Source organism: Streptomyces sp. NPDC127038, from assembly GCF_042725875.1.
Classification (GTDB): domain Bacteria; phylum Actinomycetota; class Actinomycetes; order Streptomycetales; family Streptomycetaceae; genus Streptomyces.
In genome coordinates this window covers 12501-38231 of the sequence record NZ_JBHXDQ010000044.1, presented here as the reverse complement: position 1 = coordinate 38231, position 25731 = coordinate 12501, and the positions used below count along the sequence as shown (strand labels likewise).

The following is a 25731-nucleotide window of genomic DNA, read 5'->3' as shown; positions in this document are numbered from 1 at the left end:
GGAGGGGCTTACGACGCCCCGGTGCCGCCACCGCCCGGCATTCCGGCAGCGGTGGGCACGATGTCGTCGATGAGGCCGTACTCCTTGGCCTCGATCGGGTCGAACCAACGGTCGCGGTCCGAGTCGCGCGTGACCTGCTCGACGGTCTGGCCGGTGTGGAAAGCGGTCAGCTCCGCCATCCGCTTCTTGGTGTGCAGCAGCCGCTCGGCGTGGATCTTGATGTCCGAGGCGGAGCCCGCGAGGCCCGCGGAGGGCTGGTGGATCAGGATCTCGGCGTTCGGCAGGGCGAAGCGCTTGCCGGGCGTACCGGCGCTGAGCAGGAACTGGCCCATCGAGGCCGCCATGCCCATGGCGATCGTCACCACGTCGTTCTTGATGAACTGCATGGTGTCGTAGATCGCCATGCCGGCCGTGATCGATCCGCCGGGGCTGTTGATGTAGAGGTAGATGTCCTTGTCCGGGTCGGCGGCAAGGAGCAGCAGCTGCGCCGTGATCTTGTTGGCGATGTCATCGTCGACCGCCTGGCCGAGGAAGATGATCCGCTCGCCGAGCAGTCGGTTGTAGACCTGGTCGCCGAGGCCACCACCGATAGGGTCGCCGGCAGCTGTGGGCATCAGATTCGTCACGTATCCACCTGCTCGTCTTACGACGGCGCCGGGCCGTCTCACGTCTTCTGCAGGAACCTGGGACCCCGGGTTCCGCGCCGCCTCCCGGCGGCGTCCGGGGACTCCCCTGCCCTCGTATTCATGGACCCTAACGCGCGGGTCCCTCCGGGGAATCCCGCAGAGGGAACTGTTCGCTGTGAGCGCATGCGCTGCGCCGGCTCCACCAGGGCTCCGGGCGCCCTTGTCCACCGGCTCGGGGCCGTCGCGGTCACCCTCGAAAGGCCGCACCCGCCGTGGGCCCGGGGGCCGGGACGCGGCCGCGGCGCCGTACTGGTCGCTCGCGCAGTTCCTCGCGCCCCCAAAAGCAGACGGGCCCCCGGGGACGTGAAGTCTCCAGGGGCCCGTTCAGGGTTGCTGCCGGGGCTATCAGGCCTCGGTGGTCTCCTCGGCGGCGTCGGTGGCCTCGACGGTCTCGGCCGTCTCGTCCTCCTCGTCGTCCAGGTCGACGATCTCGCCGTTGGTGTCCTTGACCGTGGCGGCCTCGACGACGACCGCGAGGGCCTTGCCGCGGGCGACCTCGCCGACGAGCATCGGGACCTGGCCGCCCTCGACGACGGCCTGGGCGAACTGGTCGGGGGACATGCCGGAGGAGGCCGCGCGCCGCATGAGGTGCTCGGTGAGCTCCTCCTGGTTGACGTTCAGCTTCTCCTTGTTGACGAGCTCGTCGAGGACGAACTGCGTCTTGATGCCCTTGACCGCGGCGTCCTTGGTCTCGGCGTCGAACTCTTCCTCGGTCTTGCCCTGGATCTCCAGGTACTTCGCGAGGTCGAGGCCCATCTGGCCGAGCTGGTGGTGCTCGAGGTTGTGCTTACGGGTGTTGATCTCGTCCTCGAGCAGCTTCTCGGGGACGGGCACCTCGACGAGCTCCAGCAGCTTCTCCAGGACGCGCTCCTGGGCCTGCGTGGCCTGGTCGTACTGCTTCATGTTCTCGAGGCGCTTGCGGCTGTCCGCCTTCAGCTCGTCGAGGGTGTCGAACTCGGAGGCGAGCTGCGCGAACTCGTCGTCCAGCTCGGGCAGTTCGCGGGCGGCGACCTGGGTGACCTTGACGGTGACCTCGGCCTCCTTGCCGGCGGCGGAGCCGCCCTTGAGCTCGGAGGTGAAGGTGGCCTCGCCACCGGCCTCCAGGCCCTTCACGGCCTCGTCGATGCCGTCGAGCAGCTCGCCGGAGCCGATGGTGTACGAGACGCCGCTGGCGACACCGTCCTCCAGGACCTCTCCGTCGACCTTGGCCTCGAGGTCCAGGGTGACGACGTCCTCGTCCTGGGCGGCGCGCTCGACCGGGGAGGTCGACGCGAAGCGCTCGCGCAGGTCGGAGACGGCCTTCTCGACGTCCTCGTCGCTGACCTCGATGGCGTCGACCTCGACCTCGATGCCGGAGTAGTCCGGGATCTCGATGGCCGGGCGGACGTCGACCTCGGCGGTGAAGTTCAGCGTCTCGCCGTCCTTCAGCTCGGTGATGTCGACCTCGGGCTGGCCGAGGACGTTCAGCTCAGCCTCGTTGACCGCTTCGGTGTAGAACTTCGGGAGCGCGTCGTTGACGGCCTCTTCGAGCACGGCGCCGCGACCGAACCGCTGGTCGATGACGCGCGCCGGGATCTTGCCCTTCCGGAAGCCCTTCACCGTGACCTGCTGGTTGATCTTCTTGTACGCCGCGTCGAGGCTGTCCTTGAGCTCCTCGAAGGGCACCTCGACAGTGAGCCGAACCCGAGTCGGGTTCAGGGTCTCCACGGCGCTCTTCACGGTTCGGTCTCCTTGTGGCTGACTTCTTGGGGGATTCTGCTGCGTGCCGCTGCCGACCAGGCAGAGCCCTGGGCGGATTCCGCGGCCCTTGAGAGACGTAACAGTGCAGACATACGGGCACGCAGCTTGCATAGTAACCGCAGGCGGTACACGCCCCAAAAGGCGATCTTGTCCGGGCGGATCCCGCGCGGCCCTGCCGGTGGTCGGGGTGGCGGGATTTGAACCCACGGCCTTCCGCTCCCAAAGCGGACGCGCTACCAAGCTGCGCCACACCCCGTCGGTGCGACACGTAGGGTACATGCCCGCAGGCAGTGCGGCTGCCGCATTTCGCGAGCGCCGACGCGGACGGGAAACGGGGTGTGCATTGGGGGCCCTCGACCCGCTACGATGCCTTCTGTGCCCAGGTCGCTGACCTGCGGCGCGTGCTGTGCGGGCGTAGCTCAATGGTAGAGCACTAGTCTTCCAAACTAGCTACGCGGGTTCGATTCCCGTCGCCCGCTCCAGATAACAAAAGGCCAGGCCGGAGGGCATTTCCTCCGCCTGGCCTTTGTCGTGTCCGGGGGCTCCGATCAGCCCTCCGTGCCCGCGGCGTGCCCGTCGGAGCCGCGGGGAGCCGCGGGGAGCCGCGGGGAGCCGCGGGCGGGGCCGGTCGGATCAGGTCGGCCGTGGTCGAGCCGTGCCGGTTCGTCCGGCGAGCAGGCCCGCCAGCAGGAGGACGATCAGGCTGCATCCCACGCCGCACAGCGTCCACAGCAGCCGGTAGCCCTCGGCGGCGTAGTCGGAGGGCTGCGGAAGGTCCACCAGGATGAGCGCGCCCGCGGCGATGGCCGCGCTGTAGAAGGTGTAGTTCCAGAAGCGGATACCCGCCCCGTGCATCAGCAGGACGAGCGCCACCACTTCAAGGCCGCGCTCGACCGCGAAAAGTCTGAGTCCGTGCTCGCTCGTGGGCACCAGCAGCAGCCCGGCCACGACCGCGCCGATCAGCGTTCCGACGAGACGTTGCGCGCTGACGAGCGCGGCCTGTTCCAGACTCGGCTTCATCGCGACCATGGCCGCGATCGGGATCCAGGAGTCGTGCGACAGATCCAGTCCGAACGCCAGCGCCACGGTGCCGGCGATGACCACGGCTCGGATCACCGCGAAAAGGATCAGCGGCGGGGTCAGCTTCCTCCGCGAGTTGTCACCCGGGAGCTCCGAGAAGGGCTGGCTCCGATCCGTACGTCCCCGGATCAGCCACCACAGGAACGTCACCGCGATCCACAGCGCCGCGCCTCCGCTCCAGGCGAGCACCTGGGCCCAGATGTGGCTGGTGACGTGGACCGCCTTGTGGATGCCGAACTCGTATCCGAGGGCGACGACGAACCAGACGTTGAGCAGCATGGCGTCGATGAACCGATGGACCCCGAAGGCGACGGCCAGCCCGGCCGCCAGGGTGACCACGAAGGCCGCGAGCACCATCCAGCCCCAGGCCTCCGCCCCGATCCAGAACGCCAGCGCGGTCACCCCGGCACCCACCAGCGCGAAAGCGGCGACGGAGAGTGCCCGGTGCCCGTAGCCGCCTCCCGGGTCGCTCAGTGCCGCGAACAGCAGCCCGAACAACGCGCCGATCAGGTAGACCTGATGTCCGATCGCCCAGAAGACGAACAGCGGCACCAGCCCGGCGTCCAGGACCGCCACCGCTCGCGGCCAGTTCAGCCCTGCGGCATCGAACGCGAACACCTTCGACAGCCGGCCCACGGCCTTTCCCCTGCCGACGGGCTGTGCGGCTCGGCTCCTTGCGCTCGCCACGGGTGCTCTCTTCCGATCGTCACACATGCCGCTCAAGTGTCAGATGAGCCCACATGTGATCGCGGTGGGTTCGGCGGCCTGTCCGCCCCCACTCCCCAGGAACTCACGGAAGCGCGTGGCCCCGCCTCCCGAGTCCCACCGATCGGGTGAGCACGACGGCGCGCGTGACCGGCGGTGTGCGCCCGGCGCGCGCCCGGGCGTTCACATCCGGGGACCGGCCGTGGCCGTCGCGGCCCGTTCGGAGAAGTCCCGTTCAGAAACTGATCGAGTTGATGGTCTGCGCTATCGAGTCGAGGAACCGGTTGATGGACGGAGCCATACCGGTCGACGCGAGGAAGAAGCCGAAGAGCACCGCGACGATGGCAGGTCCCGCCTTGATGGATCCCCCTCGGATCAGCACCACGAGGATGATCGCCAACAGCAGCACCACTGACAGCGAAATGGCCACAACTGATCACACCCTACGGTCGGTCGCTCTCCCGGCCCGGAGGTGCAGCCCCGCACACCCCCGCCAGAACCATCGTGCCACCAACCGGCCACTCGTATGCGGCTGGTGACGCATCGTTGGCCGAGGGAGGCCACCGGAGCGGGCCGTGACCCCACCCGAGCTGCGCCGCACCGCTTTCCCCCGGCGACACCGCAGCCCACCACGCACACGCCGTCGCGGCGCAATTCGACGGCGCGCCGGACAGTGAATTCCCGGCAACCGTTGCCATGTCCACACATCCCGTTCGCAGGCAATTCGAATTGTTGCCACAGGCACACCACATGCGCGGCTTCCGGCCGCCCGAACCATCACCGAACGGGACATTTCTCCAGAGTCGCCCGCAGGTGATATACCTCGATTCGTCCATGAGAATCAGGACATAACACCCTTCGCCGGTAGGCGAATCGATATACGGAACCCTTGCGGATCGGCAGGCACACATCTCCGAATCCTGGGTACGCGCAGGCGATAAGCAGGAATGAGATCGGGCGTTTTACGAGAACGCACAGACGACGCTAGGGTGCCTCAGATGTTCCACGCCGCCACTCCCCCCGTTCGCGCAGCGAGGTCCAGATTCGTCCCCCGGAATTCTTGGCGGGAGGGCCTGTGACCAACTCGCTCCGACCCCACGGCCACCACAGGTCACCCCTCCCCTCGGCCCAGCAGCCGACGGACGGGGTACCGGGCCCGCGATCACCCCGCCCGTCCGCGACGGCCGTCGATGTGCCGGGCACCCCCTCGGCCGCCAAGCCCGCCAAACAGCGCGACGCCTTCTTCGACAACGCCAAGTACCTGGCGATCGTGCTCGTGGGTATGGGTCACATGTGGGATCCGCTGAAGGGCCAGAGCCGAATCCTGGAAGCGCTGTACATGTTCGTGTACGCCTTCCACATGCCGGCCTTCATCGTCATCTCCGGCTACTTCTCCCGCAGTTTCGACATGCGCCCCGACCGCCTGAAGCGTCTGGTCACCGGCGTCGTCGTGCCGTACATCGTGTTCGAGACGGCCTACTCCCTCTTCAGCCGGTGGGTCGGCGGCTCCGGCATGGAGATCAGCCTGCTCGACCCCTGGTATCTCACCTGGTTCCTGGCCGCGCTGTTCGTCTGGCGGCTGACGACCCCCCTGTGGAAGCTGGTCCGTTGGCCGCTTCCGCTGACCGTGTGTCTCGGTCTGGTCGCGTCCGTCTCACCGGAGATCGGTAACGACCTGGACCTCCAGCGGGTGCTCCAGTACCTGCCGTTCTTCGTCCTCGGCCTGTCCCTGAAGCCCGAGCACTTCCAGCTCGTGCGCCGTCGTGAGGTGCGCCTGCTGTCGGTCCCCGTCCTGGCCGCGGCACTGGTCGTGAGCTACTGGGCGGCGCCCCGGATGAACATCGCCTGGTTCTTCCACCGCGACAGCGCGCAGGAGCTCGGGGTCTCCTGGTGGACGGGTGTGCTCATGACGCTCGCGCTCTACTCCTGCTCGCTGCTGCTCACCGCGTGCTTCTTCGCCTGGGTGCCCCGGCGCACGTTCTGGTTCACGGCGCTCGGCGCGGGCACGCTGTACGGCTATCTGCTGCACGGCCTGGTCCTCAAGGGGTGCGACTACGCGGGCTTGTTCGACCAGGGCTGGCTGCACGAACCGCTCGGGGAGGCCCTCGCGACGATCGCCGCGGCCGTCCTCGTCACCGTCCTGTGCACCCGGCCGGTCCAGCGGATCTTCCGGTTCGCGATGGAGCCGAAGATGGAGTGGGCGTTCAGGCGGGACGCGACGGAGGCCGCCCGGGAGCGGGCCAGGGCCACCGCCTAGCGGGGGCACCCGGCACCCGGCGCCCCCGGCGGACGAGACGCTCTCACTACGAACTACGAGCTACGAACTACGAACTACGAGAAGGGCGGGCCCGGAGTCTCCGGGTCCGCCCTTCTCGGCGTCGGCGCCCACGGCCTTCCCGGCGTTCAGCCGGGCGGCAGCCCCAGCAGGGCCCGCATGGTCGCGTACTTCCTGGTCAGGCGCATGCGGGTGAGTTCGTCGAGGACCGCGAGCCGGTCCGGGTCGGAGTTGTGCGCCAGGTCGGAGGCCTTGACCAGCAGCGCGCCCCGGGTGGTGCGGACGCGTCCGGCGTACGACTCGGGGGACTCGCCGTCCGCCTTGGTGAGCGCCCGCACGATGTCCTTGGTACGGGGGCTCAGCGCGGCCTCGTCCAGCCACTCCTCGGAGAGGGCGTCGTCCTCGACGGCGTCGTGCAGCCAGGCCGCCGCCAGCTGGTCCTCGTCCCCGCCGCGCTCGCGGACGCCGTCCGCCACGGCCTGGAGGTGCTCGGAGTAGGGCCGGCCGGCCTTGTCGGTCTGGTCCGCGTGCGCCGCGCGGGCGAGCGCTTCGACTTCGGTCAGGGTCAGGAGAGGTCGGGTCACGCGATCAGTGTCTCCTCGGTACGGGCCGCCGCCTCCGTCGCCGGGATCGGGCGGGCGCGGGGCGCGGTCAGCGTACCGGGGCCAGTCCGTCGCGGCAGATGAGCAGCAGGGCCCGGTCGTCGTTGACGTCCCTCGCCACCGCCTCGATGAGGTGCCAGGCGGCGCCGTGGAAACCGCCGGCGACATAGCGGTCGGCCTCTCCGGTGAGCCGGTCGATGCCCTCGACGATGTCCCGGTCGGCGGTCTCGACCAGTCCGTCCGTGAACAGCATGAGCACGTCCCCGGGCCGCAGCGAGCCCTTCACCGGGTCGAACTGGGCGCCGTCGTACACCCCCAGCAGGGGCCCTTCCGCGGCCTTCTCCTCCCAGCGGCCGCTGCCCGCGCTGAGCTGGAGGCCCGGCGGGTGCCCGGCGGAGAAGAGTTCGTAGTCGCCCGAGTCGAGGTCGAGCACCAGGTGGATCGAGGTCGCGAAGCCCTCGTCCCAGTCCTGGCGGAGCAGATAGCCGTTCGCGGCGGGCAGGAAGGCGTGCGGCGGGAGCGAGCCGAGGAGGCCGCCGAAGGCCCCGGACAGCAGCAGGGCGCGGGATCCGGCGTCCATCCCCTTGCCGGAGACGTCGGTGAGGACGACTTCGAGGGTCCGGCCGCCGTTCGTCCGTGCGGCCACGACGAAGTCGCCGGAGAAGGACTGTCCGCCCGCCGGGCGCAGCGCCATCTCGCGGTGCCAGCCCACCGGCAGCTTCGGGAGCTTGCTCTGCACGCGGATGCGTTCGCGCAGGTCGAAGAGCATGGTGCCGCCGCGCCGCCAGGGCACGCCCACCCGGCTGCGGAACTGTGCGATCAGCAGTCCGAAGAAGCCGCAGGCCGCCACGACCAGGACCACGCCGGGTGTCACCCGGGAGGGACCCTCGGTGTACGGGCCGAGCTTCACGGACTCCACTATCAGCGCGGTGGCGGCGGCCGCGTACAGCCCGAGCAGGCTGGCGGGCCGCAGCAGCAGGCCGCCGGCCACGATCGGCAGGACCAGGGCGGCGGGTGAGCACCACACCGAGTTGACCAGGGTGGTGGAGGCGATCACCGGGATCATGATCAGCAGGCCGGCCAGCGCGATCCAGTCGGAACCGTCGCCGCGGAAGTAGTCCACGGCGGATCTGCGCAGCCCTGTGCGGGCCCGGTGCCATTGCATCCTCAACCGGGCCGTGAACGTATCGGCCGCCGCGCGCCGCTCTCGTCCTGCTGCCATTAGTTCGGGACCCTATCCATCGGACCAGGCGCTTGGCACGGGAGGTCCTACTTGTCCCCCCTCCGAGCGCTCAACTTCACAGAGAACCGCGGTGGCACGTTCCGGTCGGGGGCCGTCGCGGCCGGGCGAAATCTGCTCGCTCGCACCGCATTGCCCTGGTAGGCATGGGCTATGACGACTGACGTTCGGGTGCTGCGGCAGGCCGACTGGGACGAATGGTACGAGAACCTGATCCGGGCGTTCGGAGGTGTGGCGGAGTCGTCCGAGGAGCGCGAGCTGTGGAGCGCGCTCACAGAGTACGACCGTTCGCTCGGCGTGTGGGACGGGACGGAGTGTGTGGGTACGGCGGGTGCCTTCTCCTTCCGGGTCACGGTCCCCGGCGGTGCCTCGGTGCCGGCGGCCGGGGTCACGATGGTGAGCGTGGCGGCCACGCACCGGCGGCGCGGGGTGCTCACCGCGATGATGCGCCGCCAGCTGGACGACGTCCGGGCCCGGGGCGAGGCGGTCGCCGTCCTGGTCGCCTCGGAGCCGGTGATCTACGGGCGGTTCGGGTACGGGATCGCGACCTCGTCGGTCAGCGCGGAGATCGACACCGCCCGGGTGCGGCTGTCCGTGCCGCCCGGGACGGAGGGCGTACGGCTGCGTTACGCGGCGCCCGGGGAGGTGCTGGACGCCTGCGAGGCGGTGTACGCGCGGCTGGTGCCGCAGCGGCCCGGGATGCTGGCCCGCCGGCCCGGCTGGGAGCGGCTGATGCTCCTGGATCCGGAGAGCGAGCGGAACGGAGCCTCGCCTTTGCAGTGCGTGGTCGCCGAGCGGGACGGCGAGACCGTCGGGTACACCCGCTTCCGGGTCAAGCCGGAGTGGGGCCCGGCCGGGCACAACGGGGTCGTGACGATGGTGGATCTGGAGGGACTGGACCCGGCGGCGCGGGCGGCGCTGTGGCGGTTCCTCTTCGACATCGACCTGACGTCCACGCTGCGGACCCGGGGCCGTCCCGTGGACGACGGCTGGCAGTACCTGGTCTCCGACATCCGCCGCTGCCAGCTTCGGGTGAAGGACTCGCTGCATGTGCGGCTGGTGGAGGTCGGGGCGGCGCTGGAGGCGCGGACCTACCAGGCGCCGGTGGACGTGGTGTTCGAGGTCGAGGACGCCTTCTGCCCCTGGAACGAGGGGCGTTGGCGGCTGACCGGCGACGCCAAGGGCGCGGTGTGCGTACGGACCGAGGACGCCCCTGATCTCGCCCTGACCGCGCGGGAGTTGGGGGCGGCCTACCTGGGCGGGGTGTCCCTGGCCTCGCTCGCGGCCGCCGGACGGGTGCGGGAACTGCGGCGGGGGGCGCTGGCGGAGGCCTCGGTGGCGTTGGCCTCGGTGGTGGCCCCCTGGCTGCCGCACGGGTTCTAGGACCCCGTCGCCGGGCGCCCGACGAAGAGCCCGGTTCAGGACCGGTCCCGGCTCAGGCCCGGTTCAGACCCGGTTCCGGTTCATGTCCGGTCCCGGCTCAGGCCCGCTGGCAGCCCGGGCACCAGAAGAGGTTGCGGGCGGCGAGATCGGCGGTGCTGATCTCGCCGCCACAGACGTGGCAGGGCAGGCTGGCCCTGCGGTACACGTAGACCTCGCCGCCGTGGTCGTCCACGCGCGGCGGGCGTCCCATGGCCTCGGGCATGTGTTCCGGCCGGACGGTGTCGATGCGGTTGTTGCGGACGCCCTCGCGCATGAGGTCCACGAGGTCGGCCCAGATCGCGTCCCACTGCGTGGCGCCGAGGTCCCTGCCCGCGCGGTAGGGGTCGATGCCGTGCCGGAAGAGGACCTCGGCGCGGTAGACGTTGCCGACACCGGCGATGACCTTCTGGTCCATCAGCAGCGCGGCGATCGTCGTACGGCTGCGGGAGACCCGCCGGTAGGCCGCCGAGGGATCGGCGTCCGGGCGCAGCGGGTCCGGGCCGAGGCGGTCGTGTATCGCGTTCTTCTCGTCGTCCGTGATCAGCGCGCAGGTGGTGGGGCCGCGCAGGTCGACGTACGCCGTGTCGTTCACGAGGCGCAGGCGGACGGTGTCCGTGGGCGGCGGGGCGGGTGTGCCGCCGAATCCGACCTTGCCGAAGAGGCCGAGGTGGATGTGGACCCACCGCTGCGGTCCGAAGCCGAGGAACAGGTGCTTGCCGTGGGCCTGCGTGGTGGTCAGGACCGATCCGTCGAGGAGGGCCGCGGCGTCGCCGAACTTGCCCTGGGGGCTGGTGACCCGGACGCCGCGGCCACCGAACGCGGCGAGGTAGTCCTCCGCGAGCCGGTGAATGGTGTGCCCCTCGGGCACCGTTCCTCCTGCTGTCTGTCTCGCTCGTCCGACGGCCGGCCGTCGGCGGGCCGTCGGACGTGCACCCGGCGGCCGGTCGGCCGCGTCGTCGGTCGCGCGGCCGGTCCGCCGGTCCGGGCTTACGGCTGCTGCGGGTGGTGGGCCGGGATCGGCGGGAGTTCCCGGGTCTTCTCGTAGTCGGCGAGCATCTCGATGCGGCGGACGTGGCGCTCCTCGCCGGTGAACGGCGTGTTGAGGAAGGTCTCGACGAACTTCGTCGCCTCCTCCTCGGTGTGCATCCGGGCGCCGACGGAGATGACGTTCGCGTTGTTGTGCTCGCGGCCCAGCGCGGCGGTCTGCTCGCTCCAGGCGAGCACGGCGCGTACGCCGGCGACCTTGTTCGCGGCGATCTGCTCGCCGTTGCCGGAGCCGCCGATCACGACGCCGAGGGAGTCCGGGTCGGCCACGGTGCGCTCCGCGGCGCGGAGGCAGAACGGCGGGTAGTCGTCCTGGGCGTCATAGATGTGGGGCCCGCAGTCGACGGGCTCGTGGCCGGCGGCCTTGAGCCACTCGACGAGGTGGTTCTTCAGTTCGAGACCGGCATGGTCGGATCCGAGATACACGCGCATGGTCCGAGTGTGACACGGCCTCCCCGGCCCGGCCGAGCCGGGTCCCACGCCGAAAAAGTGTGAGCCATCCTACAGAACCTCAAGAAAACCTCAAGTAACGATCTGGATTCAAAGGTTCACGAATTCCTTTGCCTCCGTTTCACTGGACCAACTTGTACGCCGACCCCTACAACGGATCGGTGGGCGCCCCGTACACCGCTCGTACGGGTTGGGCGCTCTGTACGGGAATCTGCTCATCCGGCGCAAAGGAATCCCCCTCATGACCTCGCAGCCGACCCCCACGAAGGCCGCACAGGCCCCCGGAGGCCCCGGAGAACCCGGTGGCGGCCTCCAGGCCGGGCTCAAGAACCGTCATCTGTCGATGATCGCCATCGGCGGCGTCATCGGCGCCGGGCTCTTCGTCGGCTCCAGCACCGGCATCGCCACGGCGGGCCCCGGCATCCTCCTCTCGTACGCCCTCGTCGGCACCCTCGTGGTGCTGGTGATGCGGATGCTCGGTGAGATGTCCGCCGCCAATCCGACCTCGGGTTCGTTCTCCGCGCACGCCGACCGGGCGCTCGGGCGCTGGGCCGGGTTCTCCATCGGCTGGCTCTACTGGTTCTTCTGGGTGGTGGTGCTGGCCGTGGAGGCCACCGCCGGCGCCAAGATCCTCGAAGGGTGGATGCCCGGCGTACCGCAGTGGGGCTGGGCGCTCATCGTGATGGTGGTCCTGACGGCCACCAACCTCGTATCGGTCGGTTCCTACGGCGAGTTCGAGTTCTGGTTCGCCGGGATCAAGGTCGTGGCGATCGGCGCGTTCATCCTGGTCGGCGCGCTCGCGATCTTCGGCGTGCTGCCGGGTGTGGACGCCCCCAAGGCCGGTCTGGGCAATCTGACCGATCACGGCGGCTTCCTGCCGCACGGACCGGGAGCGATCCTCACCGGTGTGCTGCTGGTCGTCTTCTCCTTCATGGGCAGCGAGATCGCGACGCTCGCCGCCGGTGAGTCCGAGGACCCGCAGCGGGCCGTGACCAAGTCGACGAACAGCATCATCTGGCGCATCGCCGTGTTCTACCTGGGCTCGATCCTCGTCGTCGTCGCGCTGCTGCCCTGGAACGATCCGTCGATCAAGGACAAGGGCTCGTACGTCGCCGCCCTGGACTCCCTCGGGATCGCGCACGCCGGTCAGATCATGAACGTCATCGTGCTGACGTCGGTGCTGTCCTGCCTCAACTCCGGCCTGTACACCGCCTCCCGGATGGCCTTCTCGCTCGGCCGGCGCGGGGACGCGCCGAAGGCGTTCGCCCGCACCACGCGGCGCGGTGTGCCGATGACCGCCATCCTCGTCTCGGTCGCGTTCGGCTTCCTGGCCGTCTTCTTCAACTACAAGTTCCCGGACTCGGTCTTCCTCTTCCTGGTCAACTCCTCCGGCGCGGTGGCCCTGTTCGTGTGGCTCGCCATCTGCTTCTCGCAGCTGCGGATGCGGAAGATCATCGAGCGCGAGGCGCCGGAGAAGCTCGTCGTGCGGATGTGGCTCTACCCGTATCTGACCTGGGCCACGGCCGCGATGATCGTGTTCGTGCTCGGCTACATGCTGACCGACACCGAACACGACGGCCGGGAGACCGTGCTGCTGTCGCTGCTGGTCGCGGCGATCGTGCTGGTCATCGCCTTCGTCCGGCAGAAGGCCGGCGCGGGTGCCCGCACTTCCGCGGAGCCGCCGGTGAGCGGTTCCCGCGAGGAGACCCAGGCCGAGGTCGGCGCCTGACCCGCCACCGACGCCTGAGTGAGGAGGGGCCCGCGGCGATCGCCGCGGGCCCCTCCTTCGCTTCCCGTGCGCGCGCCCGGGACACGCGAAGGCCCGCCGGGTGAGGTCGTCGACCTGCCCGGCGGGCCTTCGCGTACGGAGCTACGGCGTCACTTCTTGTCGACGAGCTTCCAGGCGGTGGGCAGGATGCCCATGGCCAGGGCGGCCTTGAGGGCGTCGCCGATCAGGAACGGGGTGAGGCCGGCCGCGAGGGCCGCGCTCGCCGACATGCCGGTGGCCAGGGCCAGGTAGGGCACGCCGATCGCGTAGATGATCGCCTCGCCGAGCAGCATCGTGCCCGCCATGCGCAGCACGGAGCGGTCGGCGCCGCGGCGGGCCAGGGCGCCCACGACGGTCGAGGCGAGCAGCATGCCGAGGATGTAGCCGAAGGACGGGGCCGAGGCGCCGGAGCCGCCGCCCGCGAACCACGGGACACCGGCCATGCCGACGACGGCGTACACCGCGAGCGACAGGAGGCCGCGGCGGGCGCCGAGCGCCGTGCCGACGAGCAGCGCGGCGAAGGTCTGGCCGGTCACCGGCACCGGGGAACCCGGGACGGGCAGCGAGATCTGGGCGGCGAGACCGGTGAGGGCGGCACCGCCGAGCACGAGGGCGGCGTCACGGACGCGGGAGGCCGGAAGAAGGTCGGCGAGGACCTCGCCGGGGCGGGAGGGCGTGGCGACAGCGGTGCTCATGAGGACTCCGGCGAACGGGGACACCCCCATGGCTCGGGGGGAGCTCGGGGGAGGACAGGGCGGAACACGGCGACGCTATCCCAGCGGCATCCGGGTGATCACCGTCAGCGATCGACAAAGCGCGGTTCCGGGGCTTGGTGGGCTCCTTACAAAGAGTGGCCGGTACACCCGCCCGAAGGTGATGCTGGTCACTGAGGTGGAGTCGTTTCCGCTACGGGACGCCCCGGGGCGGGGACTGTGGGGACTCACCAAAGACTCCGCCGGTCCTTCCGGACCGCGGGTGGGGATCCCGGCCCGGCTGTCCGGTCCTTGGGCGCCTCTGGCAGGTGCCCCGGCCGACCCCCTACCCTTCCCCCATGGTTCCCCAGGCCCTGAACTTCGCGTCGCGTCGCTACGTCGACCTGCGACGCCAGGGCACCGCCACCTGTCGCCGCCCGTCCTGAGGCGGGACGGAGCGGATCCGGCCCGCCGGGACGAGACCACGGCGGAAGACCCCAGCGGACCACACCCCGCGCGCGGCGCACCCGTTGCGGCGCGGCGCGGGTGACGGCGCCCGGCCGGACCAGCTCCCGAGGACGAACCCCATGGCCAGTACGGTGGCACCCCCCTTCGCTTCCCCTCCCTCCCCCGTCCACGACCGGCGCCGGGCGAGCGCCAGCGTGATCCTGCGGTCCGTGCTGGAACACGGGCCGGTGGCGCGCAGCACCATCTCCCGTCTGACCGGGCTCTCCCCGGCGTCGGTGACCGACTACTGCGCCCGGTTCACCGAGCGGGGCCTGATCCGGGAGGCCGCCGCGCCCCTCAGGTCGGGCGGGGTCGGGCGGCCGCACCTCCCGGTCGACCTGGACCGTTCCCGTTTCGTCGTGGGCGGGGTGCACGTGGCGGTGCCCTATACGACGGTGGCGCTGCTTGACCTGCGCGGGCGGGTCCTCGCCGAGAGGCGGCTGCGGCACGACAGCACCGAGCCGGACCTCGTGCTCGCGAACGCCGCCGACGCGATCGTCGCGCTCCTCGCCGGTGTGCCCGGCCGGACCGCCCTCGGCGTCGGGGTGGCGGCCGGCGGCTGGGTGGACCCCGGCTCCGGCACGATCGTGGAACACCCGCTGCTGGGCTGGCGCGACGTAGCCGTACGGGAACGGGTCGGGGCCCGCACGGGGCTGCCGGTCCATGTGGACGGGCACGCGAGGGCGCTGGTGAACGGGGAGCGGCTGTTCGGGCGGGCCAGGGGCGGCCGGAGCGTGCTGCACCTGTTCGCGGGCAACGTGGTCGACGCCGCCTTCGCCACCCACGACCAGGTGCACTACGGGCCCCGCTCGCAGGCCGGCGCGATAGCCCATCTGCCGCTGCCGGGCGGCTCGGAGCGGTGCGACTGCGGCCGCACGGGCTGCCTCCAGGCGGAGTTGAGCGAACTGACGCTGTGCCGGCGGGCCCGGGAGCACGGCGTCACGGACGGCTCGAATCCGATGCACGTGGTCTCCGCGGCGGCGGCAGGCGACCCGCTGGCGGTGGAACTGCTGACGCGGCGGTCCCGGATGGTCGGACGGGCGGCGGGGCTGCTGCTCGACGTGCTCAACCCGGAGACGGTCGTCGTCACCGAGATCGGCGCCATCCACCGGGAGGACTGCCTCACCGCGCTGCGCGAGGCGGTGGGACCGGAGCGGGCGTCCGCGGTGGTGCCGACGAGTTTCCCCGACTCGGTGCTGGCCGTGGCGGGCGGGTCGGTCGTGCTCGACGTGCTGTACCGCGATCCGCTGGGCGCCGCGGGCTCCCCACCAGCGGTCAATTAATTCAGGAAGTCCGAATGTTGACAGGCCTCGTTGCCGGACAGGAGCATCGTCGGCATGAGCAGCGCGCGGGTGCAGGTTCCGCTCACCAAGTGCCGTGTGGTCGACCTGATGCGGGTCGCACGCACACGTTGTTGCTGACCTCTCGCCACTGACCCGCCCCTGACGCGAACGTCACGGGCTTCGGGTCATCGGCCCTTCCGGCCCCCTTCTCACGACGTCGATCCGCTGAGACGCCGATCCGTCGTACCCGCGTCCGGTCGTCCGGTACCGCCCCGCCCGTCGTCCGGCCGCCTCCGCCCCGGCCGTCCCCTCGGGCAGGCCACCGGCGTGTGTCCCCGGCGCGCCCGCCGTCCCTCCGGCTTCGCCCTGCCCGGAACCGCGCGCGCCCTCCCGCCACTTGGAAAACCCGGAGTCCTCCCATGCCACCAGTGTCCGCACGCCCGCCCCGCCCCTCCTCTCCGCTGTCCGCGCCCGGCGCGGACCGGCGGGTGTTCCTGTCCTCCCTCCTCGGGCTCGCGGCCGCGGCCGGGCTGAGCGGCTGCGCCGGTGCCGGCGCGGCCGGCACCCGGTCCCGGGAGGACCTGTCGGCACCGCTGTCCGACACGGTGCCGAAGGGAACCGAGCTCAAGGTCGCCTCGTACCAGGGCGTGCAGCAGCTCCAGTTCAAGCTGGCCGGGCTGACCGGGCTGCCGTTCACCGTGTCCGACTGGGTGAACATCGGCGCCGGTCCCGATGTCATCAACGCCTTCCGCGCCAAGTCCCTGGACGTCGGGAACAACGCGGGCATCCCGCCGATCCAGGCACACTTCCAGGGCCTCGACGCGAAGATCGTCGCGATCGGCATCACCCGCAAACCCAACTACCTGTTCGCCACGAAGCCCGGCAGCGACATCAGGAGCGTGCAGGACTTCAAGGGCAGGAAGCTGGCCTTCTCGCAGGGCCAGGCGCAGGGTGTCGTCCTGCTCCGCGCCCTGAAGCGGGCCGGCATCGCCTACGGCGACGTGAAGCTCGTACCGCTCACCAGCAACCAGTTCCTCACCGCCCTCCAGGCGGGCCAGGTGGACATCGCCCCGCTCGCCAACAGCCAGGCGCCCGCCTATCTCAAGCAGTACGGGCCGAAGGGCGCGCACACCATCACCACCGACGTGGTGGACCTGCTCAACCTGCTCTGGGCGCCGTCCTCGGTGCTGGCCGACCGGGCCAAGGCGGCCGCGGTCGCCGCGTACATCCCGCGCTGGGCCAAGGGCCAGGTGTGGGCGTACGAGCACCCCGACGCCTGGAACGAGGAGTTCTACGTCAAGACGCAGAACCTGACCCTCGGCCAGGCACGGTCGATCACCGCTCTGGCCAACAAGCCCTTGTTCCCGCCGAGTTGGGACGAGGCGATCAAGTGGGAGCAGGAGACCGCCGATCTGCTGGCGGAGGGCGGCTTCGTGAAGGGGTTCAAGGTCGGTTCGCTCTTCGACCGGCGCTTCGAGGCCCTCGCGGCCAGGGCCGTCCCCGCGGAATACCGGAGGTGACGGCGATGACCACCGAGACCACACCCCCGGCCACGACCCCCGTCGGGTCGGCGCGGCCCTCCCCCGCGGCGCCTGCCCCAGACACCGCGACCGCCCCCGGTGCGGAGAGGAGCACTCGCCCGTCCCGTCGGGGCCGGGCCCCCCGGCGCCGCACGCTCGCGCCCGGCAGGCGGCTGCCCGCCTCGAGGCTCGTCGGTCCGGCGCTGTTCCTCGCCCTGTGGGCCCTCGCGTCCGCCGCCGGACAGCTCGATCCCGGCGCGATCCCCGCGCCCTGGACGGTGCTGAGGACCACCGGTCACCTGTGGACCGACGGCACCCTGCCCACCGACGTGCTGACGTCCCTGGAGCGCGCGGGATACGGGTTCGCGCTCGGCCTGGCCGCCGGTGTCGTCCTCGCCCTCGCGTCCGGGCTCAGCCGGATCGGGGAGGCGCTGATCGACGGGACCGTGCAGCTGAACCGGGCGATCCCGACCCTCGGTCTGATCCCCCTGTTCATCCTCTGGCTCGGCATCGGCGAGACCTTCAAGATCGCGATCATCGCGATCGTCGTCTACATCCCGATCTATCTGAACCTGCACTCCGCGCTGTCCGGCATCGACCACCGGTTCGTGGAACTCGCCGAGGTCCAGGGGCTGTCGAGGCTCCGCTTCATCCGCGAGGTCGTGATCCCCGGCGCGCTGCCCGGTTTCTTCGTCGGACTGCGGCTCGGCGTCACCGCCTCCTGGCTCTCCCTGGTCGTCCTGGAGCAGATCAACGCCACCAGCGGCCTCGGCTACATGATGTTCCAGGCCCAGAACTACGGCCGGACCGACATCATCCTCGTCGGCCTGCTGATCTACGGCATCTTCGGGCTCGTCTCCGACAGCGCGGTTCGTCTCGTCGAACGAAAGGTGCTGTCGTGGCGACGCACACTCAACGGCTGACCCCCTCCGGCACCGGCTCCGACACGGTCCGGCTGCGCGGGCTCACCCGGTCCTTCGAGGGCCGTACGGTGCTCGACGGCGTCGACCTCGACCTCCCCGCGGGCCAGTTCACCGCCCTGCTCGGCCACAGCGGCTCCGGCAAGAGCACCCTGCTGCGCGCCATCGCCGGCCTCGACCACGGCGTCGCCGGGAGCGGCGACCTCACCGCGCCGGAACGGGTGTCCGTCGTCTTCCAGGACTCCCGGCTGCTGCCCTGGCGCCGCGTCCTCGACAACGTCCTGCTGGGCACGGACGGACGCGAGGCCGCGGAGAAGGGCCGCTCCGCCCTCGCCGAGGTGGGCCTCGCGGGGCGTGAGCGGGCCTGGCCCAACGAGCTGTCCGGCGGCGAGGCCCAGCGCGCCGCGCTGGCCCGCTCGCTCGTACGCGAACCCGAACTGCTCCTGGCCGACGAGCCGTTCGGGGCGCTGGACGCGCTCACCCGGATCCGTATGCACGTCCTGCTGCGCGAACTGTGGGAACGCCACCGGCCGTCGGTGCTGCTCGTCACCCACGACGTGGACGAGGCGATCGTGCTGGCCGACCGGGTGCTCGTCCTCGACCACGGCCGTATCGGCCTCGACCTGTCCATCGACCGCCCGCACCCCCGCTCGTACCGCGACCCGCTGCTCGGCGAGTACCGCGAACGCCTGCTCTCCGCCCTCGGGGTGACCGAGGACGTGACCGGACCTCCCACAGGACCGGACCCCGAAGCCACCACCGCACCGACCACCACCGCCCGCCCGATCCGCCGTCCCGAAAGGACCCGCACCCCATGACAGACATCGAGATCCAGAAGGTCACCGCGCACATCGGCGCCCGTGTGCTGGGCGTCGACATCTCCAAGCCGCTGGACGACATCACCGCCGCCGCCCTGCGCTCCGCGCTCAACGAGCACAAGGCGCTGGTCTTCGACGACGTCGACCTGGACGACGAGGGACAGCAGGCCTTCGCCCGCCACTTCGGCGACCTCACCACCGCGCACCCCACCGTGGCCGCCGTGGACGGCGCCCCGAACGTGCTGCCCGTCGACAGCGAGCGCGGCCGCGCCAACCACTGGCACACCGACGTGACCTTCGTGCTCAACCCGCCGCAGGCCAGCACCCTGCGCAGCATCACCGTCCCGCCGTACGGCGGTGAGACGCTCATCGCCAACTCCGCGGCCGCCTACCGCGATCTGCCCGAACCGCTCCGCGCGTTCGCCGACACGCTGTGGGCGGAGCACACCAACGACTACGACTACGCGGTGCCGGACGAGAGCATCGACGAGGAACAGGCCGCCCAGCGCGCCCAGTTCACCTCCATCACGTTCCGCACCGCGCACCCGGTCGTGCGGGTCCACCCGCTGACGGGTGAACGCGGCCTGTTCATCGGCGGGTTCGCGCAGCGGATCCTCGGGCTGTCGGTGGGCGAGTCCCGCAAGATCCTCGACCTGCTCCAGGCCTATGTCACCCGGCCCGAGAACGTCCTGCGCTGGCGCTGGTCCCCGAACCAGCTGGTCCTCTTCGACAACCGGATCACCCAGCACTACGCGATCGACAACTACGACGGGCAGCCGCGCCGGCTGCACCGCGTGACCGTCGCCGGCGACGTGCCGGTCGGCGTCGAGGGCGAGGAGAGCCGCTCGATCGAGGGCGACGCCTCGCACTACACCCCGGTGGCCGGCTGACACCACCGCGGCCCCGGTGAGGGACACGGACCGCAGGACGGCCCCCGCGAGGACCACGCTCGCGGGGGCCGTCCCGTCACGGCTCGCACGGCACGTTCAGCGAGATCAGGGCGGCGGCCCCGTCCTCCATCCGCATTTCGGTGACCGCCCCGTTGCGCAGGCCCGGCAGGACACGCCGGTACTCGCCCAGCGGAACGGACAGGGCCTTGCAGAGCACCAGGCGCAGCAGGGTGTTGTGGGCGACGACCAGCACGCGCCGGCCGGGGTGGGCGTCGGCGGCGCGGCGCAGGGCACGCGTTCCCCGGGCCGCCGCCGTGCGCGGATCCTCCGCCTCGGGGAACGGGTAGGACACCGGATCGGCGCGGTACGCCTTGGCCCGGACCGGGTTCTCCCGCTCGAACTCGGCGAGCGTGCGGCCCTCCAGCACCCCGAAGTCGCATTCCCGCAGGCCCGGTTCGCGGTGGGGGACGAGTCCGAGGGCGCGACAGGCGGGCTCCGCGGTGGCGACGGCCCGGGACATGGTCGAGGTCCAGATCGCGTCGACGGGGTGGGCGGCGGCCCAGCGGCCGAGGGCCTCCGCCTGGGCACGGCCCTCCTCGGTGAGGCCGACGTCGCTCACTCCGGCGTAGCGGTTCTCCGCGTGCCAGACGGTCTGACCGTGCCGGACCAGGAGGAGGGTCGTCGTGCGGCTCGTTGTACTCATGAGGCGGAGTATCCAGGTCGGGCCGGGCCCGCGGGCGCTGCGCGGGAAGTCCCCGGACACGGTCGGCCGGTTCACCCGTCGCGGGCCCCGCGAACGTCTACGCTCGCGGGGCCGGCGGTCGGCACCCGGGTGTTCCCTCCCCGCCTCCCGTCCGCAGCGGCGAAGACGGTTCTCGTACGGAGGTGTCGTCGTGGTCGTGCGCTGCCCGAACTGCGGAGGTCCGCTGCAGCCGTTCCGCAGGCTGACCCGGGAGGAGCAGGAGGAGGTGCGCCGGATCAAACAGGTGGACGATCCGGCCGCCTACCATCGCTGCACCCGCCCGGGCTGCCGCCGCTTCCAGCGCTGGAGCAACTGGCGCGACGGCGACGACTTCCCGGAGCCCGGGGCCTCGTGACCCGGGGCTCCGGGTTCCCCGGCCCGCGGCCTACAGGTTGCTGAAGTCCGGCCCGGCGGTCCGCGTGCGCTTGATCTCGTAGAAGCCCGGCACCGATGCGACCATCAGCGTGCCGTCCCAGAGCTTGGCGGCGTCCTCGCCCTTGGGGGTCGGGGTGACGACCGGGCCGAAGAAGGCGAGCTGGCCGCCGTCGGAGCCGGGGACCGCGATGACCGGGGTGCCGACGTCCTGGCCGACCTTGTCGATGCCCTCCTTGTGGGAGGCGCGCAGCTCGGCGTCGAACTCGAAGTCCTCCTGGTCGGCGTAGTCGATCAGGTCGGCGGGCAGGCCCACCTCCTCCAGGGCGCCGGCTATCGCCTCCTTGGTCGGGCCCGCGCCCTCGTTGTGGAAGCGGGTGCCGAGCGCGGTGTACAGCGGGCCGAGGACGTCCTCGCCGTGCTTCTGCCAGGCGGCGGTGACCACCCGGACGGACTGCCAGGCCGTGGTCGCGAGCATCTCGCGGTAGTGGTCGGGAAGTTCGTCGAGCTTGGGCTCGTTCAGGACGGCCAGGCTCATGATGTGCCAGCGGACCTCGATGTCCCGGACCTTCTCCACCTCGAGCACCCAGCGCGAGGTCATCCAGGCCCAGGGGCACAGCGGGTCGAACCAGAAGTCGACGGGGGTCCTGCCGGTACCGGTCTGGACGGTCTGGACGGTCTGCTCGGGCATGGCTCTCCTCGGAACGCGGTGTTTCCCTGGCAAACACCGGCACTCGGCCGCGCCATTCCCGCGCGCCCGTGCGATTCCCCGGTGTCATCGCCGTCGCGGTGCCCGCCGTGAGGAGCACATGGCAGGATCGCCCTGTTCGCACATGTCTATGACGCCATGAGGGAGTGCAGCCGTGCCCGGTGAGAACCTGTCCCGCGACGAGGCCCAGGAGCGGGCGGCACTGCTGTCCGTCGACAGCTACGACGTCTTCCTCGACCTGCGCTCGGCCGTCGGGGAGACGGAGTCCGGCGGGCCGGAGGGCGGGCCCCGCACCTTCCGCTCGGTCACCACGCTCCGTTTCCGCTGCGCCGAGCCGGGCGCGGCGAGCTTCGCCGATCTGATCGCCCCGAGTGTGACGGCCGTCTCCCTCAACGGCAGGGACCTCGACCCGGGCGAGGTCTTCGACGGCTCCCGGATCCGGCTGGAGGACCTGGCCGCCGAGAACGAGCTGGTCGTGGACGCGCAGTGCGCGTACTCCCGCACGGGCGAGGGCATGCACCGCTTCGTCGACCCCGAGGACGGCGAGGTGTACCTGTACACGCAGTACGAGCCCGCCGACTCGCGGCGCGTCTTCGCGAACTTCGAGCAGCCGGACCTCAAGGCGCCGTTCCGCTTCGAGGCGCGGGCCCCCGAGGGCTGGACGGTGTGGAGCAACGGCGCCGGCGAACTCACCGACGGCGTGTGGAAGTTCGCCGAGACGAAGCCGATCTCGACGTACATCACCGCCGTGGTGGCGGGCCCGTACCACTATGTGACGGACTCCTACTCCCGCACCTTCGACGACGGTACGAAGCTGGAGATCCCCCTCGGCGCGATGTGCCGCAAGGGCCTGGCCCCCCACTTCGACGCCGCCGACGTGTTCCTGGTGACCAAGCAGGGCCTGGACTTCTTCCACGACCACTTCGACTACCCGTACCCGTTCGGGAAGTACGACCAGGCGTTCGTGCCCGAGTACAACCTCGGCGCGATGGAGAACCCGGGGCTCGTCACCTTCCGCGAGGAGTACATCTTCCGCGGCAAGGTGACGCAGACCTCGTACGAGTCGCGGGCGAACGTCATCCTGCACGAGATGGCGCACATGTGGTTCGGCGACCTGGTCACCATGGTCTGGTGGGACGACCTGTGGCTGAAGGAGTCCTTCGCCGACTTCATGGGCACGTTCGCGAACGTCGGCGCGACCCGCTTCACCGACGCCTGGATCACGTTCGCCAACCGCCGCAAGGCCTGGGCCTACCGGGCGGACCAGCTGCCGTCCACCCACCCGATCACGGCCGACATCCGTGACCTCCAGGACGCCAAGCTGAACTTCGACGGCATCACCTACGCCAAGGGCGCCTCCGTCCTCAAGCAGCTGGTGGCGTACGCCGGGCAGGACGCCTTCCTGGAGGGCGCCCGCCGCTACTTCAAGCGGAACGCGTACGGGAACACCCGGCTCGGCGACCTGCTGTCGGCGCTGGAGGAGACGAGCGGACGGGACATGGCCGCCTGGTCGCGGTCCTGGCTCCAGACCGCGGGCGTCAACTCCCTCACCCCGCAGGTGATCCTGGACGCCCAGGGGCGCGTCACCGAGCTCGCGGTGCTCCAGGAGGCCCCCGAGTCCCACCCCGAACTGCGCCCGCACCGGGTGGCCGTGGGCCTGTACCACCGCGAGGACGGCGACGGTCCCCTCGTGCGGTACGCGCGCGCCGAGGTGGACGTCGACGGGCCCCGCACGGTCGTCACCGAGCTGGCCGGCGCCGAGGCTCCGGCGCTCGTCCTCGTCAACGACGACGACCTCACGTACTGCAAGATCCGTTTCGACGAGGGCTCGCTGGCCACGCTGCGCGAGGCGCTCGGCGAGATCACCGACCCGCTCGCCAGGGCGCTGTGCTGGTCCGCGCTGTGGAACCTCACCCGCGACGGGATCGTGCCCGCCCGGGACTTCATCGCCCTGGTGCTGCGCTTCGCGGGCCGCGAGTCCGACATCGGCGTCCTGCAGATGCTGCACGCCTGGGCGAACTCGGCGCTCGTCAACTACGCGGCGCCGGGCTGGCGCGAGGAGGGCGGGGTGCTGCTCTCGGAGGGCGCGCTGAAGGAACTGCGGCTCGCCGAGCCGGGGGGCGAGCACCAGCTCGCCTGGGCCCGCTTCTTCGCCGTGGCCGCCTCATCCGAGGCCGATCTCCAGCTGCTGCAGGGCCTGTTGGACGGGACGGCGAAGATCGACGGACTCGCGGTCGACCAGGAGCTGCGCTGGGCCTTCCTGGAGCCGCTGGCCGCCCGGGGTGCCGCCGACGAGTCCGCGCTCGCCGCCGAACTCGCCCGCGACGACACGGCGTCCGGCAAGCGGCACCAGGTCCGCTGTCTGGCCGCGCGTCCCTCGGCGGCGGTCAAGGCGCAGGCGTGGGCGGCCGTCGTGGAGTCCGACGCGCTGTCGAATGCCCTGGTCGAAGCGACCATCTCCGGCTTCGGCCAGCCCTCCCGGCGGGACCTGCTCGCGCCGTACACCGCCAAGTACTTCGCGGCGATCGACCGCGTCTGGGCGGAGCGGTCCATCCAGATCGGCATGGACGTGGTCCGGGGGCTGTTCCCCTCGCTCCAGGACTCGCCCGAGACGCTGGCGGCGACGGACGCCTGGCTGACGGAGCACGAGGACGCGCCGCCTGCGCTGCGCCGGCTGGTGCTGGAGTCGCGGGACGATCTGGCGCGGGCGCTGCGGGCGCAGGCCCGTGACATCGCCGCCGCGGGCTGATCACACGGTACGGACGGGGCCCGGACGGGACCCGCGGAGAGGGCACCGGCGCCACGGGCGTCCGGTGCCCTTCGCCGTCCACCGCCCCCGAGCCCTCCTCCCTCCCGCTTCCTCTTTCCTGCCTCCTCAATTCCTGCCTCCTCAATTCCTGCCTCCTCAATTCCTGCCTCCTGCGGCGATGAGTTGATCAACTGATCGGATGCGCGGATTGGTTACGAGATGGAGGTATTCAGAGCCGTAACCCCTATGAACACGCGGCCGGACCAGCGGCTTCCGCAGGTCGAACATGCGTGCTTTCGGGAGCGGTTGTCCCGATTCGCCGACGGGCGGGTAACAGCGGTTAGAACGCGGTGGCCCGGCGGGAACCCCCTGGACCATGAACCACAGCGCCCCGCTCTCCCCCCGCGCCCTCCGCCCCTCGTCCCCCGTGCGGCACCGGGTCCTGACCGCCGCCCAGTTGCGCGTCCGCGGCGTGACCACCGCGGACGCCAACGAGCGGTGCCGGACCGGCGGGCCCTGGCAGCGGATCCTCCCCGGCGTGTACCTGCTGCGTCCCGGCCCGCCGACCCCCGAGGAGCGACTGCACGCGGCGCTGCTCTACACCGCCCGTCCCCCCTCGGCCCGCACCGCGCCCCATGTCCCCGCCCAGCCCGGCTCCGAGGAGTCGTGGACCCGCCCGCCCCACCCGGAAGCGCTGATCACCGGTCTCGCGGCGCTGGCCCTGCACGGTTTCTCCTGCGCCCCACCACTGTCCTCGCTCGGCACGATCGACGTGCTGGTCCCCCGGCTGCGCCGGCTGCGCTCGGCCGACGGTGTCCGCATCGTGCGCACGACCGTGCTGCCCGCGCCGTCGTACGTGGCCGGGGTCCCGGTGGCCGCCGTGCCCCGCGCGCTGGCCGACGCGGTCGCGGAGTCGGCCGACCCGGAGGCGGTGCGCGGGCTGCTGACGGAGGCGGTGCGGCGGGGCTACTGCGAGCCGCGCTCGGTCGTGGAGGAGCTGACGGCGGCCCGACTGCTCGACCGGCCGCACGTGGTGGACGCCGTGGACTCGCTGGTGGCGGAGGGCAGGGCGATCGCGGAGAACCGGCTGTACCGGATGGTCTTCGAGCACGGGCTGCCCGACCCGGTCTGGAACGTCGACCTGCGGCTGCCCGGCGGCCCCCGCCTCGGCGGAGCGGACGCGTACTGGCCCGAGCAGGCGGTGGCCGTCGAGCTGGACACCCGTACACCGCTCCGGGGCGCCGACGCGCAGGAGTCCGAGCGGGCCCGCAGGCGCGAGCACCTGGAGCGGCTCGGCATCACCGTCGTCCACGTCACGCCCCGCGGACTCAGAAACGCGATGGAGCAGCAGGCCGCCGTCGTACGGACCGCGCTGATGGCCGCGAACGACCGCGATCCGGCCGCCTATGTCGTGGTGCTGCCCCGGTCGTGACGGACAGGGCGGTGCCCGGAGGGGAGGGAGGGGGTCCACGCCTGTTCGCGTGGGCCCCCTCCCGCGTTCCGGCGGCGTTGTCGGT

22 protein-coding genes and 2 tRNA genes are annotated in these 25731 nt (G+C 71.2%); 12 read left to right on the top strand and 12 right to left on the bottom strand.

What is annotated here, in order from left to right:
• Positions 1–8: 8 nt before the first annotated feature.
• The 3 genes from ACFWI4_RS26715 to ACFWI4_RS26705 all read right to left on the bottom strand — a co-directional run bounded on the left by ACFWI4_RS26715 (position 9) and on the right by ACFWI4_RS26705 (position 2682).
• On the bottom strand, positions 9–614 hold the full coding sequence (locus ACFWI4_RS26715) for an ATP-dependent Clp protease proteolytic subunit (RefSeq protein ID WP_037618823.1): 606 nt from the start codon (positions 612–614) through the stop codon (positions 9–11).
• A gap of 417 nt (positions 615–1031) precedes the next feature.
• Positions 1032–2405, bottom strand: a complete 1374-nt coding sequence (gene tig / locus ACFWI4_RS26710; RefSeq protein ID WP_385406447.1) for a trigger factor — start codon at positions 2403–2405, stop codon at positions 1032–1034.
• A gap of 200 nt (positions 2406–2605) precedes the next feature.
• Positions 2606–2682: transfer RNA gene (locus tag ACFWI4_RS26705), tRNA-Pro, on the bottom strand.
• 152 nt (positions 2683–2834) lie between these two features.
• On the opposite strand from ACFWI4_RS26705, the gene ACFWI4_RS26700 reads away from it, so the two are divergent.
• Positions 2835–2908 (top strand) — tRNA-Gly (locus tag ACFWI4_RS26700).
• A gap of 151 nt (positions 2909–3059) precedes the next feature.
• Here the strand turns inward: ACFWI4_RS26700 and ACFWI4_RS26695 are convergent.
• Positions 3060–4142 (bottom strand): FUSC family protein, encoded by a 1083-nt coding sequence (locus tag ACFWI4_RS26695; protein ID WP_387200909.1) that lies wholly within the window; start codon positions 4140–4142, stop codon positions 3060–3062.
• 304 nt (positions 4143–4446) lie between these two features.
• Positions 4447–4641: a hypothetical protein gene (locus ACFWI4_RS26690; RefSeq protein WP_037618829.1), complete on the bottom strand. Its 195-nt coding sequence runs from the start codon at positions 4639–4641 to the stop codon at positions 4447–4449.
• 645 nt (positions 4642–5286) lie between these two features.
• On the opposite strand from ACFWI4_RS26690, the gene ACFWI4_RS26685 reads away from it, so the two are divergent.
• The gene (locus tag ACFWI4_RS26685) at positions 5287–6468 is read left to right on the top strand and encodes an acyltransferase family protein (RefSeq protein ID WP_387200906.1); all 1182 of its coding nucleotides are present in this window, start codon (positions 5287–5289) and stop codon (positions 6466–6468) included.
• A gap of 146 nt (positions 6469–6614) precedes the next feature.
• Here ACFWI4_RS26685 and ACFWI4_RS26680 read toward each other — a convergent pair whose 3' ends face one another.
• Both ACFWI4_RS26680 and ACFWI4_RS26675 read right to left on the bottom strand, forming a co-directional pair.
• Complete coding sequence (locus ACFWI4_RS26680) at positions 6615–7070, bottom strand: HD domain-containing protein (RefSeq protein ID WP_385406439.1); 456 nt, start codon at positions 7068–7070, stop codon at positions 6615–6617.
• A gap of 67 nt (positions 7071–7137) precedes the next feature.
• On the bottom strand, positions 7138–8310 hold the full coding sequence (locus ACFWI4_RS26675) for a PP2C family protein-serine/threonine phosphatase (protein WP_385406436.1): 1173 nt from the start codon (positions 8308–8310) through the stop codon (positions 7138–7140).
• Positions 8311–8481: 171 nt separating this feature from the next.
• Here ACFWI4_RS26675 and ACFWI4_RS26670 point away from each other — a divergent pair, with 171 nt between their 5' ends.
• On the top strand, positions 8482–9711 hold the full coding sequence (locus ACFWI4_RS26670; RefSeq protein WP_387200901.1) for a GNAT family N-acetyltransferase: 1230 nt from the start codon (positions 8482–8484) through the stop codon (positions 9709–9711).
• 97 nt (positions 9712–9808) lie between these two features.
• Here ACFWI4_RS26670 and ACFWI4_RS26665 read toward each other — a convergent pair whose 3' ends face one another.
• On the bottom strand, positions 9809–10618 hold the full coding sequence (locus tag ACFWI4_RS26665) for an Fpg/Nei family DNA glycosylase (protein ID WP_387200898.1): 810 nt from the start codon (positions 10616–10618) through the stop codon (positions 9809–9811).
• Between the two features lie 119 nt (positions 10619–10737).
• Complete coding sequence (locus tag ACFWI4_RS26660) at positions 10738–11226, bottom strand: ribose-5-phosphate isomerase (protein ID WP_385406428.1); 489 nt, start codon at positions 11224–11226, stop codon at positions 10738–10740.
• 259 nt (positions 11227–11485) lie between these two features.
• Here ACFWI4_RS26660 and ACFWI4_RS26655 point away from each other — a divergent pair, with 259 nt between their 5' ends.
• Positions 11486–12973 (top strand): amino acid permease, encoded by a 1488-nt coding sequence (locus tag ACFWI4_RS26655; RefSeq protein ID WP_387200894.1) that lies wholly within the window; start codon positions 11486–11488, stop codon positions 12971–12973.
• Between the two features lie 149 nt (positions 12974–13122).
• On the opposite strand, the gene ACFWI4_RS26650 is transcribed toward ACFWI4_RS26655, so the two are convergent.
• A complete protein-coding gene (locus tag ACFWI4_RS26650; RefSeq protein ID WP_385408240.1) occupies positions 13123–13707 on the bottom strand; it encodes a biotin transporter BioY in 585 nt (194 codons plus the stop codon).
• 584 nt (positions 13708–14291) lie between these two features.
• Between ACFWI4_RS26650 and ACFWI4_RS26645 the strand changes: the two genes are divergently transcribed.
• The 5 genes from ACFWI4_RS26645 to ACFWI4_RS26625 all read left to right on the top strand — a co-directional run bounded on the left by ACFWI4_RS26645 (position 14292) and on the right by ACFWI4_RS26625 (position 19642).
• On the top strand, positions 14292–15494 hold the full coding sequence (locus ACFWI4_RS26645) for an ROK family protein (RefSeq protein ID WP_387200891.1): 1203 nt from the start codon (positions 14292–14294) through the stop codon (positions 15492–15494).
• A gap of 428 nt (positions 15495–15922) precedes the next feature.
• Positions 15923–17014: an ABC transporter substrate-binding protein gene (locus ACFWI4_RS26640; protein ID WP_387200888.1), complete on the top strand. Its 1092-nt coding sequence runs from the start codon at positions 15923–15925 to the stop codon at positions 17012–17014.
• Between the two features lie 5 nt (positions 17015–17019).
• Positions 17020–17937, top strand: a complete 918-nt coding sequence (locus ACFWI4_RS26635; RefSeq protein WP_387200885.1) for an ABC transporter permease — start codon at positions 17020–17022, stop codon at positions 17935–17937.
• Complete coding sequence (locus ACFWI4_RS26630; protein ID WP_387200882.1) at positions 17913–18752, top strand: ABC transporter ATP-binding protein; 840 nt, start codon at positions 17913–17915, stop codon at positions 18750–18752. Before ACFWI4_RS26635 ends, ACFWI4_RS26630 begins: the two co-directional genes overlap by 25 nt.
• The gene (locus tag ACFWI4_RS26625; RefSeq protein ID WP_387200879.1) at positions 18749–19642 is read left to right on the top strand and encodes a TauD/TfdA dioxygenase family protein; all 894 of its coding nucleotides are present in this window, start codon (positions 18749–18751) and stop codon (positions 19640–19642) included. The genes ACFWI4_RS26630 and ACFWI4_RS26625 overlap by 4 nt, the downstream gene beginning before the upstream one ends.
• 76 nt (positions 19643–19718) lie before the next feature.
• On the opposite strand, the gene ACFWI4_RS26620 is transcribed toward ACFWI4_RS26625, so the two are convergent.
• Complete coding sequence (locus ACFWI4_RS26620; protein ID WP_387200876.1) at positions 19719–20345, bottom strand: histidine phosphatase family protein; 627 nt, start codon at positions 20343–20345, stop codon at positions 19719–19721.
• Between the two features lie 196 nt (positions 20346–20541).
• Between ACFWI4_RS26620 and ACFWI4_RS26615 the strand changes: the two genes are divergently transcribed.
• On the top strand, positions 20542–20739 hold the full coding sequence (locus ACFWI4_RS26615) for a hypothetical protein (RefSeq protein ID WP_385408254.1): 198 nt from the start codon (positions 20542–20544) through the stop codon (positions 20737–20739).
• A gap of 30 nt (positions 20740–20769) precedes the next feature.
• Here the strand turns inward: ACFWI4_RS26615 and ACFWI4_RS26610 are convergent, their stop codons facing one another.
• A complete protein-coding gene (locus ACFWI4_RS26610) occupies positions 20770–21447 on the bottom strand; it encodes a DsbA family protein (RefSeq protein WP_385408256.1) in 678 nt (225 codons plus the stop codon).
• A gap of 172 nt (positions 21448–21619) precedes the next feature.
• Here ACFWI4_RS26610 and pepN point away from each other — a divergent pair, with 172 nt between their 5' ends.
• Positions 21620–24214 (top strand): aminopeptidase N, encoded by a 2595-nt coding sequence (pepN, locus tag ACFWI4_RS26605; RefSeq protein WP_387200872.1) that lies wholly within the window; start codon positions 21620–21622, stop codon positions 24212–24214.
• A 376-nt stretch (positions 24215–24590) separates the two neighbouring features.
• Positions 24591–25646 carry a hypothetical protein gene (locus ACFWI4_RS26600; protein WP_385408260.1) on the top strand — a complete coding sequence of 352 codons (1056 nt, stop codon included), beginning with the start codon at positions 24591–24593 and terminating at the stop codon, positions 25644–25646.
• Positions 25647–25731: the final 85 nt, after the last annotated feature.